At 67.7% G+C, this 16,699-nt stretch carries 14 protein-coding genes, 1 tRNA gene and 1 riboswitch; of the genes, 10 read left to right on the plus strand and 5 right to left on the minus strand.

The window, feature by feature from the left end:
- The first annotated feature begins 1 nt into the window (after nucleotide 1).
- Nucleotides 2-631, plus strand: coding sequence for a class F sortase (locus ASG69_RS02530; protein ID WP_056447189.1), 630 nt, complete (start codon nucleotides 2-4; stop codon nucleotides 629-631).
- Here ASG69_RS02530 and ASG69_RS02535 read toward each other — a convergent pair.
- The gene (locus ASG69_RS02535) at nucleotides 624-1,634 is read right to left on the minus strand and encodes a Gfo/Idh/MocA family protein (RefSeq protein ID WP_056447192.1); all 1,011 of its coding nucleotides are present in this window, start codon (nucleotides 1,632-1,634) and stop codon (nucleotides 624-626) included. The genes ASG69_RS02530 and ASG69_RS02535 overlap by 8 nt on opposite strands.
- A gap of 62 nt (nucleotides 1,635-1,696) precedes the next feature.
- Here ASG69_RS02535 and ASG69_RS02540 point away from each other — a divergent pair, with 62 nt between their 5' ends.
- Complete coding sequence (locus ASG69_RS02540) at nucleotides 1,697-2,674, plus strand: Gfo/Idh/MocA family oxidoreductase (RefSeq protein ID WP_056447194.1); 978 nt, start codon at nucleotides 1,697-1,699, stop codon at nucleotides 2,672-2,674.
- Nucleotides 2,675-2,719: 45 nt separating this feature from the next.
- On the plus strand, nucleotides 2,720-3,358 hold the full coding sequence (locus ASG69_RS02545) for an ANTAR domain-containing protein (RefSeq protein ID WP_056447197.1): 639 nt from the start codon (nucleotides 2,720-2,722) through the stop codon (nucleotides 3,356-3,358).
- Between the two features lie 7 nt (nucleotides 3,359-3,365).
- On the opposite strand, the gene ASG69_RS02550 is transcribed toward ASG69_RS02545, so the two are convergent.
- Nucleotides 3,366-4,964: a GMC oxidoreductase gene (locus tag ASG69_RS02550; RefSeq protein WP_082544609.1), complete on the minus strand. Its 1,599-nt coding sequence runs from the start codon at nucleotides 4,962-4,964 to the stop codon at nucleotides 3,366-3,368.
- Between the two features lie 142 nt (nucleotides 4,965-5,106).
- Here ASG69_RS02550 and ASG69_RS02555 point away from each other — a divergent pair, with 142 nt between their 5' ends.
- Nucleotides 5,107-6,189, plus strand: coding sequence for a tartrate dehydrogenase (locus tag ASG69_RS02555; RefSeq protein WP_056447200.1), 1,083 nt, complete (start codon nucleotides 5,107-5,109; stop codon nucleotides 6,187-6,189).
- Nucleotides 6,190-6,499: 310 nt separating this feature from the next.
- Here the strand turns inward: ASG69_RS02555 and ASG69_RS02560 are convergent, their stop codons facing one another.
- Nucleotides 6,500-7,579 carry an SDR family oxidoreductase gene (locus ASG69_RS02560; RefSeq protein WP_056447203.1) on the minus strand — a complete coding sequence of 360 codons (1,080 nt, stop codon included), beginning with the start codon at nucleotides 7,577-7,579 and terminating at the stop codon, nucleotides 6,500-6,502.
- 350 nt (nucleotides 7,580-7,929) lie between these two features.
- On the opposite strand from ASG69_RS02560, the gene ASG69_RS02565 reads away from it, so the two are divergent.
- Entirely contained in the window at nucleotides 7,930-9,552 is a 1,623-nt protein-coding gene (locus ASG69_RS02565) for a GMC oxidoreductase (RefSeq protein ID WP_056447580.1), read from the plus strand.
- Nucleotides 9,553-9,560: 8 nt separating this feature from the next.
- Here ASG69_RS02565 and ASG69_RS02570 read toward each other — a convergent pair.
- Both ASG69_RS02570 and ASG69_RS02575 read right to left on the minus strand, forming a co-directional pair.
- Nucleotides 9,561-9,634: transfer RNA gene (locus tag ASG69_RS02570), tRNA-Cys, on the minus strand.
- Between the two features lie 48 nt (nucleotides 9,635-9,682).
- On the minus strand, nucleotides 9,683-11,236 hold the full coding sequence (locus ASG69_RS02575; protein ID WP_156380412.1) for a GGDEF domain-containing protein: 1,554 nt from the start codon (nucleotides 11,234-11,236) through the stop codon (nucleotides 9,683-9,685).
- 254 nt (nucleotides 11,237-11,490) lie between these two features.
- Nucleotides 11,491-11,587, plus strand: a riboswitch (SAM riboswitch).
- Between the two features lie 169 nt (nucleotides 11,588-11,756).
- Here ASG69_RS02575 and ASG69_RS02580 point away from each other — a divergent pair.
- Genes ASG69_RS02580 through ASG69_RS02600 form a run of 5 tightly spaced genes read left to right on the plus strand, consistent with a single transcriptional unit; the run spans nucleotide 11,757 to nucleotide 16,698 of the window.
- On the plus strand, nucleotides 11,757-12,713 hold the full coding sequence (locus ASG69_RS02580) for an amino acid ABC transporter permease (RefSeq protein ID WP_235578815.1): 957 nt from the start codon (nucleotides 11,757-11,759) through the stop codon (nucleotides 12,711-12,713).
- On the plus strand, nucleotides 12,710-13,492 hold the full coding sequence (locus tag ASG69_RS02585; protein WP_027504018.1) for an amino acid ABC transporter ATP-binding protein: 783 nt from the start codon (nucleotides 12,710-12,712) through the stop codon (nucleotides 13,490-13,492). The genes ASG69_RS02580 and ASG69_RS02585 overlap by 4 nt, the downstream gene beginning before the upstream one ends.
- A 36-nt stretch (nucleotides 13,493-13,528) precedes the next feature.
- Nucleotides 13,529-14,497 carry an ABC transporter substrate-binding protein gene (locus ASG69_RS02590; RefSeq protein ID WP_056447212.1) on the plus strand — a complete coding sequence of 323 codons (969 nt, stop codon included), beginning with the start codon at nucleotides 13,529-13,531 and terminating at the stop codon, nucleotides 14,495-14,497.
- Nucleotides 14,498-14,520: 23 nt separating this feature from the next.
- Nucleotides 14,521-15,024 carry a GNAT family N-acetyltransferase gene (locus tag ASG69_RS02595; protein ID WP_051612945.1) on the plus strand — a complete coding sequence of 168 codons (504 nt, stop codon included), beginning with the start codon at nucleotides 14,521-14,523 and terminating at the stop codon, nucleotides 15,022-15,024.
- A 45-nt stretch (nucleotides 15,025-15,069) separates the two neighbouring features.
- A complete protein-coding gene (locus ASG69_RS02600; protein ID WP_082544610.1) occupies nucleotides 15,070-16,698 on the plus strand; it encodes an ABC transporter substrate-binding protein in 1,629 nt (542 codons plus the stop codon).
- Nucleotide 16,699 lies beyond the last annotated feature (1 nt).

Consider the following 16,699-nt stretch of genomic DNA (forward strand, 5'->3'; position numbering starts at 1 on the left):
CATGGCATCACGTTCCGTCACCACCGCGGCGCGCTCACTGTGCGCTGCGGTGCTGCTCGCGCTGGCGCTGATCTCCGGATGCTCCACTGCTGCCGGCACCGCCCCGCCGGCGCCGGCCGCGACCGAGTCGGCGGACGTCGGCGTGGTCGACGAGGGCACCACCGGTGTCCCTGATGCCGTGGCCGTCTCGTCGCCGCCGGTCCGCATCGACGTTCCCGCGATCTCCGTGAGTTCCGACCTCATGGGCCTGGGTCTGCAGCAGGACGGGACGATGGAGGTACCACCCGGCGCGTTTCCGGCCGGGTGGTACACGGGTTCACCGATTCCCGGCGCGATGGGGCCGTCCGTGATCGCCGGTCACGTGGACTGGGACGGTGCGCCGGGCGTGTTCTCCCGGCTCGGTGACCTCGTCCCGGACGACGACGTGATCGTCACTCTGCAGGACGGCACCATGTCGCGCTTCCGGGTCATGGAGGTCGATCAGTACCCGAAGGCCGAGTTCCCGACGACCACGGTGTACGGCGACATCGACCACCCGGGACTCCGGCTGATCACGTGTGGCGGTCGATTCGACAGCGACGCAGCCAGTTACGACGACAACATCGTGGTCTACGCCGATCTGATCAGCTGATCCGGTCGCGAATCCGGTCGATGATCTCCAGGGTCGCGACCGCGTCGGCGAGGGGATGGACGGCGGACTCGACCTCGCCGACGGAAATCCTTCTCGCAGCCTCCACCGCGGCGAGATGCAGTCCGTCGACCTGGAGGCCGGGGGTCTCGTCGTAGGCGAGGGTGATGCCGTCGCGGAGTGCGACGGTGAACGGCCCCGGCATGAAGAAGGGCCCGGCGATGGTGAGCGTGCCGTCCCGGCCGCACACGACCGCCGTCGTCGGCGTGTTCGTCAGGATCGTGGTGTTGAGCACCGCATGTCCGGACTCGCCGGTGAGAAGGGCCGAGATCTGACCGTCGATCTCGTCGTCGGCAGGTCGACTCCGGGCATCCACCGTCTCCGGTGCACCGAGAACCGAGTAGGCGAAGGACGCGACGTACGTTCCCAGATCCAGGAGCGGGCCACCGGCCAGCGCCGGATCGTAGATGCGGTGATCGGTGGTGAAGAACTCGCCGTGATCCGCGAGCACCGTGTGGATCGGTCCGAGGACGCCGCTGCGGAGCACCTGCTCTATCACGTCGAACTTCGGCAGGAATTTCGTCCACATCGCTTCTCCCGCGAACACTCCTGCCGACCGTGCGGCCTCCGCGATACGGGCCGCGCCGGCCGCGTCGACGGCGAGCGGCTTCTCGACGAGCACGTGCTTGCCCGCGGCGATGGCGTCGAGGGCGTTCGCGAGGTGCTCGGTGTGCGGCGTGGCGATGTACACGATGTCGACGTCGTCGTCGGCGAAGACGTCCTCGTAGGTGCCGTGCGCGCGGTCGACGCCGTGCTCGTCGGCGAAGGCGCGTGCGCGCTCCGGTGAGCGGGATCCCACCGCGACGACGGTCTGGGTCGTGTGCCGGTGCAGTGACTCGACGAACCGGTGCGCGATCCAGCCCGGCCCGAGGACTGCCCACCGGAGCACGGGCGCGTCACGGGGATCGGGAACTCGTGACAGGGGGAGGGAGGCGCTCTGCGTCATGCGGCAGAGCCAATCAGACGAAAGCACATTTGTCAGGACATTAAGATGTAATACTTTCGATCATGACTGTGCGGGTTGGAATCATCGGTGTCGGCGTCATGGGAGCGGACCATGCCCTGTCCCTCGATCGGCGGGTGTCGGGCGCGGCGGTGACCGCTGTCGCCGACTTCGACGCAGCACGGGCGAGTGCAGTCGCCTCCACCCTGCGCGGCGCCACCGTCGCGGCGGACGGCCCGGCGCTGATCGAGCGCGACGACGTCGACGCCGTCGTCATCGCCTCGCACGATTCGACCCACGCCGAACTGGTGCACCTGGCGCTGGCCGCGGGCAAGCCGGTGCTGTGCGAGAAGCCGCTCGCGCCCACGGCGGCGGAGTGCCGCGAGATCATCGCCGCGCAGGGCGAACGCACCTTGATCACGGTCGGCTTCATGCGTCGGTTCGATCCGGCCTACGTGGAACTGAAGCGTGTGGTGTCGTCCGGTGAACTGGGTGAACCACTCGTCGCCCACTGCGTGAGTCGCACCGTCGAGGCCTACCCCGGCGGCACGTCCGCGTCGACCATCACCAACTCCGCGATTCACGAACTCGACATCGTGCCGTGGTTGCTGTCGTCGCCGATCACGGAGGTGAGTTGGCACGCGGGTCGTACGTCCGCGCACTCCGGAACGCGCCAGGATCCGCAGATCATGCTGTTGCGGACCGAGTCCGACGTTCTGGTGACGGTCGAGATCTTCCTCAACGCCCGCTACGGATACGACACGAGGTGCGAGGTGGTGGGCGATATCGGAGCGTCTGCGCTCGTGCTGCCCACTCACGTGGTCACCGACCGCGACCGCCGGCGGTCCGTGGCCTACCCGGCCGACTGGGTTCCCCGCTATGCGGACGCGTATCGCCTGCAACTCCAGGAGTGGGTCGATTCCCTCGAGGCCGGCCGGGTCTCGGAGCTCGCCGACGCGGACGCGGGGCTGCGTGCAGGTCTCGTCGCCGACGCTCTCGTCGCTTCGATGAACGAGGGCGGCCGAACTGTCGTCGTGGAGTGATCTCGGCGGTACGTTTATCCATGTCCGACTCGGGCACCAGAATCCATGGATTCCTTCGACGCCACCCGCGCCGTGGTGGAGCGGTACGCGCCGTCGCTGGGTGTGGACGGGATCGCGGTGGCAGTCATCGTGACCGCGGCGATCCGCGACCTCGTCTACAGCAGCGACGACGTCGCGACCCGCATCGACGAACTGCAGTTCACGCTGGGAACCGGGCCGTGCCTCGATGCCTTCCAGAGTGAACAGACGATGATCAGCATGGTCGGTACCGACAAGGGCTCGCCGTGGCCGCTGTTCGACGTCGCCGTTCGAGCTCTCGACGTGGGTGCCGTGTTCGCGCTTCCGGTGGGCACGGAGCCGACGGTGGGCGTGCTCGAGCTCTACCGCCGCGACGCGCATCCGTGGTCGCCGGTGACCGCGGCGCGTGCCGCGCGGTGCGCCGGGGAACTCGCGTCCGCGGTGCGCCGCGACGTCGCCGGAGTGGGGGACGGCGCGGACGATCCGCTGTCCCGCGCCTCCGTGCACGTGGCTGCCGGCATGATGGCAGCACGGTTCCGGATCACCGCCGACGAGGCCGTGGTTCGGCTCCGGTCCCTCGCCTACGCAGACGGGGTCCGCGTCACCCAGCTCGCGGACGACATCGTCGCGCGGCGGGTCGAGCTGACCGATGCCATGCTGGACTGACGCCGGCTCAGATGACGGTGCCGACGTCGGTGGCCACGATGCTGTCGAGAGCGTGCTCCGCGACTGCGGCGATGGTCATCGACGGATTGCAGGCGGCGCAGTTGCCCGGGATCAGGGCGCCGTCGAGAACGTAGAGGCCGCGCTGTCCCTGGACTCGACCCTCCAGATCGCAGACCGTTCCCATGTTGGCCCCGCCGAGCGGGTGCCAGGTGGACGGGAACACCGCGTTGGTGTCCACGACGAGGCTGTTCGGTCCGGCGATCGCGCGCACGCGCGGGTCGAGGTGACTCTGGATGGCCGCATCCCCCTCGTGCGGCCACCGCAGGATCGCATCGTCCCGCGCACCGTCGTAGACGAAACGCCCACGGGCGTCGCTGACGCCGTAGCCGACCAGAACGGTGGTTCGGGCATCCACCCCGAGAGGGGGGAACGACGCCTGGATGACCGTCATCGCGCGGGACGGGTCCGCCCAGTCGAGACTGCCGAAGACCACCGGGCCGCCCTGTGCGGGTCCGAAGTCCTGGTCGAACGTCGTCCACGAGTAGATCCTGTCCGCGTTGGTGCCCCAGCCGTCGCCGAGCGCGTCCGGCATGTCCGGGATCCGGCCGGACGCTGCCGCCCGCATCAGCAGTCGCGTGGTGTTCATGCTGCCCGCAGCCATGATCAGGGTCGGCGTGGTGAGGATCTTGTTCTCCACGACCGCCCCCGAGGTGTCGATGCGGTCGACGTAGACCGTCCACCGGCCGTCGGACGCCCGTTCGACGTCGGTGACCTGGTGCAGGGTCTGTACCGTCGCCAGCCCGGTCGCCTCCGCCTCGGCGATGTACGTGACGTCCACGGAGAACTTGCCGCCGTTGTTGACGCCGATGGCGCCGTCGCCGTTGGTGTAGGACGGGGCCATTTCGCCACGAAGTTCGTCGAGCGCGAAGTTCCAGTCGATGGGCATCGGGATCTTCGACACGGGGAGTCCGAGTCGTCGTGCACTGTCCCGGAATGCTCGTGGTGCAGCGTAATTGGGGCTGTCGACCAACTCGTCGGGCGCGACCGCGAGGTGCAGCATCCGGGCGACCCGCGGGTAATGGACGTGATCGAGCAGGCCCCAGTCCAGTGCGCCGGGGAACTGCGACGCGAACACCGCCTCGGCCGGCTGCAGCGTCATCCCCTGATAGACGAGGGACCCGCCGCCGACCCCGGCCGCACACAGCGCGGTCATGTTCTCGCCGGGAACCGCCTCGACGAGGCCGGTGTACGCCGGGACGTCGATCGGACGTCCGAACACGTTCTTCGCGGATCCGTACCAGAGGAAACGACCGTCGGGTGAGCGAGCGTGCGGAAAGGTCTCGGCGTTCGGACCGGTCGGCCATCGCAGACCGCGCTCGAGCACGGTCACCGGAACGCCTGCCTGTGCGAGGCGCAGTGCGGCGACGCCGCCGCCGAACCCGGAGCCGACGATCACCACGCGGTGATCCTCGCGGGAGAGCGGAACTCGTTGTGTGCGTGCGGCGATGCCGTGAGCAGAGGCGCGGGCGGCATGGTTGCCGGCGATCAGCGCACCGCCGGCCGCGGCGGTGCCGGAGAGGAACGTGCGGCGAGTGAACGGTGACATGCGGCTTCCCCCGGATCGTTCGTGGAGTCCGCCGATACCTGTGGGCACCCCCCGGCGAACACCCGATCTCGATGCCGGGTGCTCAGAACCTAGACAGTTCTGTCAGCGAGTGTCAAGGTTTCGCCCCGACTAGGCTCGAACGATGGCTACCAGACGCATCGCAGTGATCCCGGGTGACGGCATCGGCAAGGAGGTGGTTCCCGCCGGTATCGAAGTACTGGACGCCGCGGCGGCGGCGTTCGACCTCGACCTCGAGTACGAGTACTTCGACTACGCCAGCGCCGACTACTACGTCGAGCACGGAAAGATGCTTCCCGACGGCTGGTTCGAGGAGCTCCGACCGTTCGACGCGATCTTCTTCGGAGCGGTGGGCTGGCCGGAGGTGGTGCCGGACCACATCTCGTTGTGGGGCAGTCTGCTCCAGTTCCGACGTCACTTCGACCAGTACGTGAATCTGCGGCCCATCCGGCTCATGCCGGGCGTCACCAGCCCGCTCGCGGGACGCGAGGTCGGCGACATCGACTTCTACGTGGTGCGGGAGAACACCGAGGGGGAGTACACCGATCTCGGCGGCCGGATGTTCGCGGGGACCGAGCGTGAGACGGTGATCCAGGAGACGGTCATGTCGCGCATCGGCGTCGACCGAATCCTGAAGTACGCCTTCGAACTCGCCGAGACCAGGCCGAAACGCCACCTGACGTCCGCGACCAAGAGCAACGGCATCTCCATCTCGATGCCGTACTGGGACGAGCGGGTCGCCGCCATGGCGTCGCATCACCCCACGGTGGACGTCGACAGCTATCACATCGACATCCTCACGGCGAACTTCGTGCTGCACCCGGACTGGTTCGACGTGGTCGTCGCGAGCAATCTGTTCGGGGACATCCTGTCCGATCTCGGACCGGCGATCGCGGGCACCATCGGCATCGCCCCGAGTGGAAACATCAACCCGGAGGGGCTCTTTCCCAGTCTGTTCGAGCCGGTGCACGGATCGGCACCGGGTATCGCGGGCAAGAACGTCGCCAATCCGATCGGACAGATCTGGAGCGGCAGCATGATGCTCGATCACCTCGGCGAACCCGATGCCGCGCGTACGGTCCTGACCGCGGTCGAGAACGTGTTGGCACGGGGCGGCGCCGCGCTCACCGCGGACATGGGCGGAACGTCGGGGACCGACGAGTTGGGGCGCATCATCGCGGACGAGGTGACCGCTCTCGCTCGCTGATGATGTTCTCGAAATTGACACCGTCTCGGGGCGTTGTCTGTGAGCACGACCAAGTCAGTGACAGGTCACCACACCGTTCATCGTCGTCCGTGACGACGGGTCCTTCATGATCTGTGTGCGCGAAACAATCGCGACATCACTCACTCGGGAGACATCATGCTCAGCATTCTCAACGGCCTCAGCTTCCTCAATTTCTCGTTCGGAGATCTGCTGCCTCTGACCGATTTCCTGAACATTCTGAAGAGCCTCTCGATCGCGTCCTGACGCCGACGGCCGGGCGGGTCCACCCGCCCGGCCGTTGCGTCCGACGTCAGCGAGGAATGATCCGCGCGTCCCGGTACCGAGCGAGGTTCTCCGCGAAACTCTCACTGGTCGAGCGGAATCCGAGGAACCCCGCCTTGCGGCTCTTCGTCATGTCGGTCAGGCACTCCATGTCGCGGCCGAGGTCGCCGTCGGTGTGCCACCACGATGCGAGTCGAGTCACGTCCGACTCGACGAGGTCGTACTTCTCGGCGATGCGCCGCCACGCGTCGGGTGCATCGTCCATTCGCGTCGCCAACGGTCGCGGTTCGGTGTCGAAACCGACGGGTTCGACACCGAAATGGTCGGCGATGCGCGGCCACAGCCATCGCCAACGGAACACGTCGCCGTTCGCGACATTGAATGGCTCGTCGGCGCCGTTCTCGTTCGTGGCGGCCCAGATCATCTGCTCGGCGAGCAGATCGGCATCGGTGACATCGGTCAGACCGTTCCACTGGGTCTCCGAACCGGGGAAGACGAACGGCTCGCCGGTCTCCTTGCAGAGAGTGGCGTACACCGACAGGGTGAGTGCCATGTTCATGGCGTTGCCCACGGCGAACCCGAAGATGGTGTGTGCCCGGTGCACGCTCCAGGTGAAGCCCAGTCGCTCTGCGCCCGAGAACAACTCGTCCTCCTGGGCGTAGTAGAAGTTCGGTGTGTCGAGGCGCTCCTCGCTCTCGTGGAACGGGGTCTCCGCCGTCACCGCGGCGCCGTAGGCGTCGAACGGGCCGAGGTAGTGCTTCAGACCCGTCATGAGAGCGACGTGCTTCACCGAGTTCTCCGGTGCCAGCGCGTCGAACGTGTTCCGGAGGGTGGCGGTGTTCACCTCGATGTTCTCCGCCTCCGAGTCCTGCATCATCCACGCCGTGAAGAACACGAGGTCGGGCGCCGTTCCGCGCAGTGCCTCACTCAGAGCATCGGCGTCGAGAAGGTCGGCCGTCACGGGTGTCACGCCGTCGACCGGCAACTCGGTCTTGCGCGACAACCCGTAGGTGCGCCACCCCGCGTCGACGAGTCGTCGACAGATGGTCTGCCCCGAGATGCCGGTGGCTCCGACGACGAGCGCCGTGCCCGGACTTCGTGCTGCCATGTGTGTGATGCCTCCGATCGGTGATCGTGTCTCGATCCTGCATGGGCTACCCATGGGGGCAACGGAGCAACCAGTGGGGCCGAGTGGCGCGGCGCACTGGTCCGCTACGAGGCGCCGAGCGCACCGCCCGATGCCGAGCGCGCGCTGCACCGTGCGCGGAACGCCGTGCGCAGCGCGCGGGCGTCGGAACAGCTCGAGTGGTGCGGCGCACTCGTCGACGTCACGGCCGATCGCCTCTCATCGAGCCGGGCGAAGTGGACAACTTACCGGCGAGTAAGGAAGCGTCAGCGCATCCGCTGCCCGTCCGCGACAACCGCGATCACCTGCACCGGGTGGAGAGAAGCGTCGACATGCAGTGGTCGAGAAGACAGTTCCTGGGCGCGATGGGCGTCGCGGGCCTGATCGGGTCGACGGGACCGGGAGCGGTGTCCCGCGCGGCTCCGATACTCGACGGTCTGTACCGGTCGGCGGTGCCCGAGCTCTATGCACCGATCGATCCGGCGCCGTCGCATTCGGAGGCCGTGGTGGTCGGGTCGGGCTTCGGTGCCGCGGTCACCGCGCGGCGCCTCGCCGAGGCCGGCGTTCGCGTCACCGTCCTGGAGCGCGGGTCGCAGTGGCCCACGGATCCGCGTCGACAGATCTTCGCCAACGACTTCCTGCCGGACGGGCGCGCGTTCTGGCGTCGCGGTGGCACTGCTCCGCTGACCGGACTGCCCACGGTTCCCACCGACCGCTTCGGCGGCATCTTCGACGTGAGTGAACACGGCACCATCGACGTGTGGTCCGGAGCCGCGGTCGGCGGTGGTTCGTTGGTGTTCACCGGCGTGATGATCGCCCCCGAACGACGGTTCTTCGACCAGCTCTTCACCGGGCTCGTCTCGTACGACGAGATGCAGGCGCTGCACTACCCGCTCGTCCGTTCCGAGCTGCGGCTCGCACCGATGCCGGAGGACGTCTATCAGTCGCTGCCGTTCACGCATTCACGGGTGTGGGATCACCAGGTCCGCCGCGCCGGGTACACACCACAGCGCATCGACGGTATCTGGGACTGGGACGTGGTGCGCGGAGAGATGGCCGGTCGGTCCCGTCCGTCCGCGATCATCGGGGAGTCGAATCTCGGCAACTCCAACGGCGCCAAGTTCGACCTCAACCGCAACTATCTGGCCGCTGCTCGCGCCACTGGCCGGTGCACGATCCATGCGCGTCACGAGGTCACCGCCGTGACCAGGGAGGCGGACGGTCGCTATTCGCTGACCGTGGATCTGCTCGACCCGTCCGCCGAGGTCCTCTCCACCCGCACGGTGACCTGCGACGACCTGTTCCTGGGAGCCGGGTCGATGGGAACGTCGCGGCTTCTCGTGCATGCCCGCGACACCGGACTGCTCCCCGACCTGAACGAACACGTCGGTGAGGGATGGGGCACCAATGGTGACGCGGCACTCGTCCGCGGCATGAGCCCGGAGGGCAACGGCATCGTGCAGGCGTCGCCCTCGGCGTCGAGGATCTCCGACGACTCGGGCGCCCCGCTCACCCTCGAGAACTGGTTCGTCCCCGGATCGCCCGTCGATCTGACGCTGATCGGCTCGTTGGGCATGGTCATGGACCCGACGAGAGGGCGGTTCGTGTGGGACGAGTCGACGCGGTCGGTACGGCTCGACTGGCCGGAGGCCGGCAACATCGCCGTCTCGGACGCCCTGCGACCGGTGCACGACCGCATCGCGGAGCGCTCCGGAATCGGTGTGGGGTATCCGCCCCTGCGGGTTCCGGACGTGAACACCTCGTTCACGGCGCACCCGTTGGGAGGGGTGGTGCTGGGCCGAGCCACCGACGCGCACGGCCGCGTCCTCGGCCACGACCGGTTGCACGTCGTCGACGGAGCGCTGATCCCGGGCAGCACCGGCAGAGTCAATCCGTCGCTCACCATCGCGGCGCTCGCCGAACGCAACATCGCGACGGTGATCGCCGATCGCTGAGCGCCCCGTGGAGCGAATGACGGGAATCGAACCCGTGTGCACGGCTGTGCAGGCCGTTGTCTCACCACTCGCCCACATCCGCAGTGAGTCCCACGTCGGGAAACCCGGACCTGTCGGGACAGAGTTGCGCTCACGGTGATTCTCGGGCTGTCGCGGTGAGATACCTCGCGGCCTCCGCCGGGTTCTCGTCCGCCAGAGACGCCAGCGCTCGACACAGTGCGCCGAGTGAAGTTCCCTCGGCGTGCGCGGCCGACTGCAGGAGTGCCGCCGCGGTGTCCCGGTCCACCGCGAGGTGTTCCATCGCCATGCCGATGCTCTGATCGAGCGAGGCCGCGGAGCGCAGTGCCGCGGAGTATCGATCCGAACGGGACGTCGTCGCCACGTCGATCTCCTTCTCGAGGCGCCGAGACAGCATCGCGAGTCGGACGGCCGTGTGTTCCGGCCCGTGTCCGTGGGTCTGGAGCGCGACGAGGGTGGCAGCGACCGCCGCGGCGGCCTCGGTGCGCGCGCGTCTCTGCACAGCCTGCCGTCGACGGGACCGGAGGTGCTCGGACGACCGTGCTCGCAGCAGTGACGGCGGGTGGAACCGAGTGGTGTCGCCGTGCTCGACGCGGTCACGACCGAGACGCTTCGCCCGGTACATCGCATCGTCCGCGCAGGAGATGAAGGAGTCGAGCGTCGACTCCACGTCGCCGAGGGCGAGCGCGGCGCCGTCGGGAGCCGTGGCCACGGCCGTCGTGGTGCCGATGCTCACCGTCACCGAGCACCGTGTGCGCACCGATCGCAGGACACGGTCCGCGAGATCGGCCGTACGCGCACCGCGGGCGACGACCAGGAACTCCTCGCCGCCGAGACGAGAGACGACGGCGCCCGCCGGAGTCGCCAGCACCACCGCTCGCGCGACGGACTGCAGCGTCCGATCACCGTGGGTGTGTCCGTGGGTGTCGTTGACGGCCTTGAAGTTGTCGATGTCGATGACGAGGGTGGTGACCGATTCGTGCCGCGACGCCGCGGCACCCAGCAGTTCCGTCAGACGGGGGAGTGCGCCCCGGCGGTTCAACAGGCCGGTCAGGACGTCCGTGCGCGCGAGCACGTCGAATCGGTGACTCACCCGCACCATCGACCGCCGCAGGCCCCACACCAACACGACGGGGACGACGACGATGGTCAGGGACGCGCCGGCACTGATGAACGCGATGGCCGCAGACCCTGCCGAGGCGAACGACACGACGACGGCGGCGCCACCGGCACCCACGGTGAACGACCACGCGGTCGCGGGCGGCGACGCGGCCGCGGAGAGCACCGGGACGATGGTGAGCAGCGCGGCGATCGCGAGGGAACCCGCCGGATCGGTCACCGCCACCGCGGAGAACGTCGTACCGCACAGCATCACCATGCCCATGGCGACGAACTGGCGTTCGGTCAGCCGCCCCGAGCGCCAGATGATGCCGGCTCCCACCACGGCCGCAGCGACGGCGAGAGCGGTGGCGAGCATCGGGGCGATGCCGGGGAAGAACAGCCCGGGCACCACCCAGCCCGCTCCCAGTGACAGGGCGGAACCGGTGATCGCCGTTCCCATCGCGATCGACCGGATGTCGAGCACCTGCCGTGCGGGTGTCTCGAGAGGCGACTCGGTGAGCGACGTCCGCGCGCCGCGGTGCGCTCTGTCGATGTGTGGCGTCACGCGAGCACCCCGGTCCCCGTCACCGGTGATCCGTCGTCGGCTGACCTCCACCGTGTACCCCGTGAATGTACCGACCGGGACGGTTCCGTCGCGGCGATCCGGCGCACGTCTGGCCGTGAGACCTCGGGCGCGTGACCACCGCGAACACGCGGTCGGTGCGGTTGTCACCCTTTCCGGTCATCCTGATTCGAACTCGACGGAGCCGAAAACTGTTGCGCGATTTGACGTCTCGAGACGTCGGCGCTACATTTTCCTCACCATCCAGAGCGACCGAGAGACCTGGCTCGTCGACGTCGCAGCAACCCGCCTCGAGTTCGAGTGTGTGGGTGCTACCGCCAGGACCGATGGAGGAGATCCGCCGATGAACACTGTGACGACCCGACGCCCGCACGTCCTTCGCCTGCACCTCGAGTCGTGTCGAGAGTGCTGCTGCGCCTGTACGCGGCGCTGACCGGGTCCCTCACTTCGTCCTCTCGAAAGGCACAGCGATGTTCGCTGCCCTCACGCACCGGTGCAGCCGGTGACTCAACTCCACGATCGACCGGTCACCACCGACGCCGGTGACGTCTCGGATCACGACCTCGTCGTCGCACGCACGGTGCACCCGTGGCGGTGGATCATCGCCGTCGCGACCCTGGTCCTTCTCGCACAGTTCGTCCACGGGCTGGTCACCAACGCCGGCTGGGACTGGGGCACCTTCGCTCAGTACTTCACGGCGCGGTCCGTCGTCACTGCTCTGTGGCTCACGATCCAGCTGACCTTCTGGGGCACCCTCATCGGGTTCGCACTCGGCATCGCTCTCGCGGCGGCGCGGTTGTCGCAGAACCCGGTCCTGCAGATCATCTCCTGGTTCTACATCTGGGCGTTCCGGTCGATCCCGCTGATCGTGCAACTGCTGTTCTGGTTCAACATCGCCTACCTGTATCAGCGGTTGTCCCTGGGCATTCCGTTCGGACCGAGCTTCGTCGAGTTCGACGTCAACAGTGTCATCAGCGGGTCCACGGCGGCGATCATCGGTCTGGCCCTGCATCAGGCGGCGTACTCGGCGGAGATCGTGCGCGCCGGCATCATCTCGGTCGATCAGGGGCAGCTCGAAGCCGCTGCGGCGCTGGGGATCCCGAAGCGACGCGAATTCTTCGCGATCGTGCTGCCGCAGGCCATGAGGGGAATCCTCCCCAACGCGGCCAACGAGGTGATCAGTCTCTTCAAGGGCACCTCGATCGTCTCGGTCATGGCCATCGCCGAGCTGTTCTATCAGGTCCAGGTGATCTACGGACGGACCGGCCGCGTCGTCCCGATGCTCATGGTCGCGACGGTCTGGTACGTGATTCTGACGTCCGTCCTGTCCGTGGTGCAGTTCTACGTCGAGCGGCACTACTCCAAGGGTGCACTGCGCACGGTGCCGCTCACGCCGATCCAGAAGTTGCGTTCGCGCATCGCCGCGCTGCCGCTGTCACCGAGGGGAGCAACTCGATGACCGCCGAGATCGAGACTGCGCGGTATGCGGTCGAGGTACGGGGAGTGCACAAGTCCTACGGTGCCCTCGAGGTCCTGAAAGGCGTGGACCTGGCCGTGCGGCCGGGGGAGGTCACGGCCATTCTCGGACCCTCGGGGTCGGGCAAGTCCACTCTGCTGCGCACGGTGAACCACCTCGAGAAGGTCGACGCCGGATCCGTCCGAGTGGACGGTGCCCTCGTGGGATACCGCCGCAGAGGCCGGAAACTGCACGAACTGACGCCGAAGGAGATCCGGCGCCAGCGCTCGCAGATCGGCTTCGTCTTCCAGAACTTCACCCTGTTCCCGCACCTCACGGTGCTCGAGAACGTGGTCGAGGCACCCGTGTCCGCACAGCGACGTCCGCGGTCGGAGGTGGAACCCGAGGCTCTCGCACTCCTGTCGCGGGTCGGTGTCGCTGACAAGGCGCACGACTACCCGCGGCGGTTGTCCGGCGGACAACAGCAACGCGTCGCGATCGCCCGGGCGCTGGCGCTGCGCCCGAAGGTGATCCTGTTCGACGAACCCACGTCGGCACTCGATCCCGAGCTGGTGGGCGAGGTGCTCGATGTCATCCGCGGTCTCGCCGCAGACGGCGCGACTCTCGTCATCGTCACGCACGAGGTCGGCTTCGCACGCGAGGTCGCCGACACCGTGGTGTTCATGGACGGCGGCGTCGTCCTCGAACAGGGTTCTCCTGTAGAGGTGTTCGACACCCCGACCCACAGTCGCACTCGAGAATTCCTCTCCCGGGTTCTCTGATTCCCACGCACACCTCTCCCGAAAGTGACCTCTCCCATGTCTCGATCGTCCCGTCGCCTCGCGTCGGTCCTGTCCTCCGTCACCGTCCTCGCGCTCGTCGCGTCCGCGTGCGGCGAACCCGCAGCCGAGAACACCGTGGTGTCCGAAGCCGGTGTCTCCTATGATCTCTCGCCCGAGCAGTCCGGGCGCATCCACACCGAGAAGGTGGACGACATCGCGGCGAAGGTGCCGCAGGCAATCCGTGATCGCGGAACCCTCGTCGTCACCGGAACAGCGGGTGCGACTCCGCCTCTCGGCTTCTATGCCACCGACGACACCACCGTCGTCGGATCCGAGATCGATCTCGCGAGCCTCTTCGCCGACGTCCTCGGTCTCTCGGTCGACCGCCGCACCGCGGACTGGGCCCAGAACTTCGTGAAGATCGATTCGGGCGAGAACGACGCCTTCATCTCGAACGTGACGGTCACGGAGGAGCGCAAGGAGAAGTACGACTTCGCCACCTACCGCCTCGACAACGTCGCCCTCGAGGTTCCGACGGACTCCGACTGGACGTTCACCGACCGCAAGGACATCGCCGGCAAGAAGATCGGTGTCTCGTCCGGTACCAACCAGGAACAACTGCTCGTCGACTGGAACACGCAGAACGGGGCGGAGGGCATCGCGCCCGCCGAGATCGTCTACTACCAGAACGCCGCCGACTACTACCTCGCCCTGTCCTCGAAGCGCATCGACGGGTACCTCGGACCCAATCCGTCCGCGCAGTACCACTCGTCGAGCACAGGGGAGTCGAAGATCATCGGCACCTTCTCCGGTGCGGGCGAGGCGCTCCAGGGTGAGATCGCCGTCCTGGTGAAGAAGGACAGCGGGCTCGCCGAGGCGTTCGCGGACGCCATCGATCACACCATCGAGAACGGGACCTACCAGCAGGTGCTGGACAAGTGGGGGCTCGGCGGCGAGGCCGTGTCGGCCTCGGAGATCAATCCACCCGGGCTCCCGAAGAAGTGACCTCGGTCCGACAAGGAGCACCCGTGGCCGGCAGCGATCGCCCGCAGCTCGAGGTCGCGCGAGTCGACCAGGGCGATCCGCTGGCACGACCCCTGCTCGCGGAGCTGGCGATCGAGTACAGCACCCGCTACGGCGGGACCGCCGACCAGATGTACTCGGCTCTGTCCACCCATCCGGCAGAGGACTTCGCGCCGCCGCACGGCGGGCTGATCGTGCTCCTCGAGAACGGTGAACCTGTTGCCGGCGGGGCGTTTCGGCGTCACGACGAGCAGACCGCCGAACTGAAGCGCATCTGGACGTCCGCATCGCACCGCCGACGAGGACTCGCTCGGCGCGTTCTCACCGAACTCGAATCGGAGATCGCTGTCCGAAACTACGAGAGCATCCACCTCACCACCGGGTGGCGCCAACCGGAGGCTGTCGGCCTGTATCTGGCGGCGGGGTACACACCGCTGTTCGACCCGGTGGCCCCGCCGGCCGAGGGCGTGCCCCGTGCGTTCCGGAAGACGACTCGACCCACCAACTGACCCCCGTTCTTCGTTCCTGCACACACACCTCTTGGAGTTGACCCAGTGATCGACCGCCATCAACGGACACCCGCCGTCAGTGCTGCGATCGGCCTCGTCGCCCTGACCACGGCCCTCACCGCCTGCGGCGGCGCTGCTGGTTCGGCGGGCGCCGACGCCGGCCCCGCTCAGCCGGGAGGCACCCTGAACTACGGACTCTCCACAGCGCCGACGTGCTCGGATCCCGCGCAGGCAGGGACCAACCAGACGATCTACGTCACGCGCGCCGTGGTCGACTCACTCACCGATCAGGATCCCGACACTGGCGAGATCGTGCCGTGGCTCGCCGAGAAGTGGGAGACCGACGCGGATGCGACGTCGTTCACGTTCACACTGAAGGACGGGGTGTCGTTCAGCGACGGCACACCGGTCACCGCGCAGTCGGTCAAGAACAACTTCGACGCCATCGTGGGCACGCTCGGGGCGGCGAAGGCGCCGCTCGCCGCCAGCTATCTCGCGGGATACGTCGGGACGACCGTGGTCGACCCGCGGACCGCGCAGGTGACCTTCTCGTCGCCCAATGCGCAGTTCCTGCAGGCATCGGCGACCTCACAGCTGGGACTGCAGGCCGATGCCACCACGTCGCTGTCCGCCGAGGAGCGCTGCCAGGGCGGAAACATCGGCAGTGGCCCGTTCACGTACACCGACTACCAGCAGGATCGATCGGTGAGTGTGGCCAGGCGAGCCGGCTACTCCTGGGGTTCGCCGGCGTTCGGTCACACCGGTGAGGCCTACCTTGACGGCATCGAGTTCACGGTGGTGCCGGAATCGGGCGTCCGGACCGGAAGCCTGTCGTCGGGTCAGCTCGACGCCGTCAGCGACGCGCTCCCGCAGGACGCACCGACCATCGAGGCGACCGGCGGTCGAGTGCTGACGACGTCGAATCCCGGAACACCCTTCGGTATCGCGCCCAATGTCTCGCGAGGCGTACTGGCCGACCCGGACGTGCGCCGCGCACTCGTCCCCGCGATCGACCGTCAGCAGTTGGTCGACACCGTCCTCGGCCCGAACTTCCTGCCGGCGACCAGCACTCTCGCGAGCAGGACGCCCGGCTACGTGTCGCTGCCCGACGTGACCTTCGACGCCGACGCGGCGCGGACCGTGCTCGACCGTGCGGGTTGGGTACCGGCCGCGGACGGGATCCGCGAGAAGGACGGTCAGCGGCTCAGCTTCTCGATCCTGTTCAGCGCCGTGTTCGCGGGCAACCAGGCAATTCTCGAGTTGCTGCAGCAGCAGTTGCGGGACGTCGGTGTCGATGCCCGGCTCGAGCTGACGTCCGTGCCCGAGTCGATCGCACGACAGAACGCCGGTGACTTCGACGCGACGTACTACAACAGCACGCGTGCCGACGGCGACATCCTGCGGACGTCGTTCGCGGCGGACGGCCGAAATCTCAACCAGCGTGGCCCGATCGCCGATCTGGATGCCTCGTTGACCGATCAGCTGCGCACGACGGACACGACGCAGCGCGGCGAGTACCTGGCGAACGCACAGCAGCAGGTGCTCGACAACGGACTGTGGATCCCGACCGTCGAACTGTCGCAGGCGGTCGGCGCGAGCTCGGCGGTGCAGGACCAGAGGTTCGACGCGTCTGCTCGGCTGCAGTTCTTCGACACCTGGTTGAGCAGGAGCTGAC

This window comes from Rhodococcus sp. Leaf225 (assembly GCF_001426145.1).
In the GTDB taxonomy this organism is placed as follows: Bacteria; Actinomycetota; Actinomycetes; order Mycobacteriales; family Mycobacteriaceae; genus Rhodococcoides.

Excerpts from the sequence above, each read along its gene's own strand:
- ASG69_RS02590 (WP_056447212.1), top strand. The coding sequence starts at position 13,529 with ATGTCTCGATCGTCCCGTCGCCTCGCGTCGGTCCTGTCCTCCGTCACC.
- ASG69_RS02560 (WP_056447203.1), bottom strand. The coding sequence starts at position 7,579 with ATGGCAGCACGAAGTCCGGGCACGGCGCTCGTCGTCGGAGCCACCGGC.
- ASG69_RS02540 (WP_056447194.1), top strand. The coding sequence starts at position 1,697 with ATGACTGTGCGGGTTGGAATCATCGGTGTCGGCGTCATGGGAGCGGAC.
- ASG69_RS02530 (WP_056447189.1), top strand. The coding sequence starts at position 2 with ATGGCATCACGTTCCGTCACCACCGCGGCGCGCTCACTGTGCGCTGCG.
- ASG69_RS02535 (WP_056447192.1), bottom strand. The coding sequence starts at position 1,634 with ATGACGCAGAGCGCCTCCCTCCCCCTGTCACGAGTTCCCGATCCCCGT.
- ASG69_RS02585 (WP_027504018.1), top strand. The coding sequence starts at position 12,710 with ATGACCGCCGAGATCGAGACTGCGCGGTATGCGGTCGAGGTACGGGGA.
- ASG69_RS02565 (WP_056447580.1), top strand. The coding sequence starts at position 7,930 with ATGCAGTGGTCGAGAAGACAGTTCCTGGGCGCGATGGGCGTCGCGGGC.
- ASG69_RS02555 (WP_056447200.1), top strand. The coding sequence starts at position 5,107 with ATGGCTACCAGACGCATCGCAGTGATCCCGGGTGACGGCATCGGCAAG.
- ASG69_RS02550 (WP_082544609.1), bottom strand. The coding sequence starts at position 4,964 with ATGTCACCGTTCACTCGCCGCACGTTCCTCTCCGGCACCGCCGCGGCC.
- ASG69_RS02545 (WP_056447197.1), top strand. The coding sequence starts at position 2,720 with ATGGATTCCTTCGACGCCACCCGCGCCGTGGTGGAGCGGTACGCGCCG.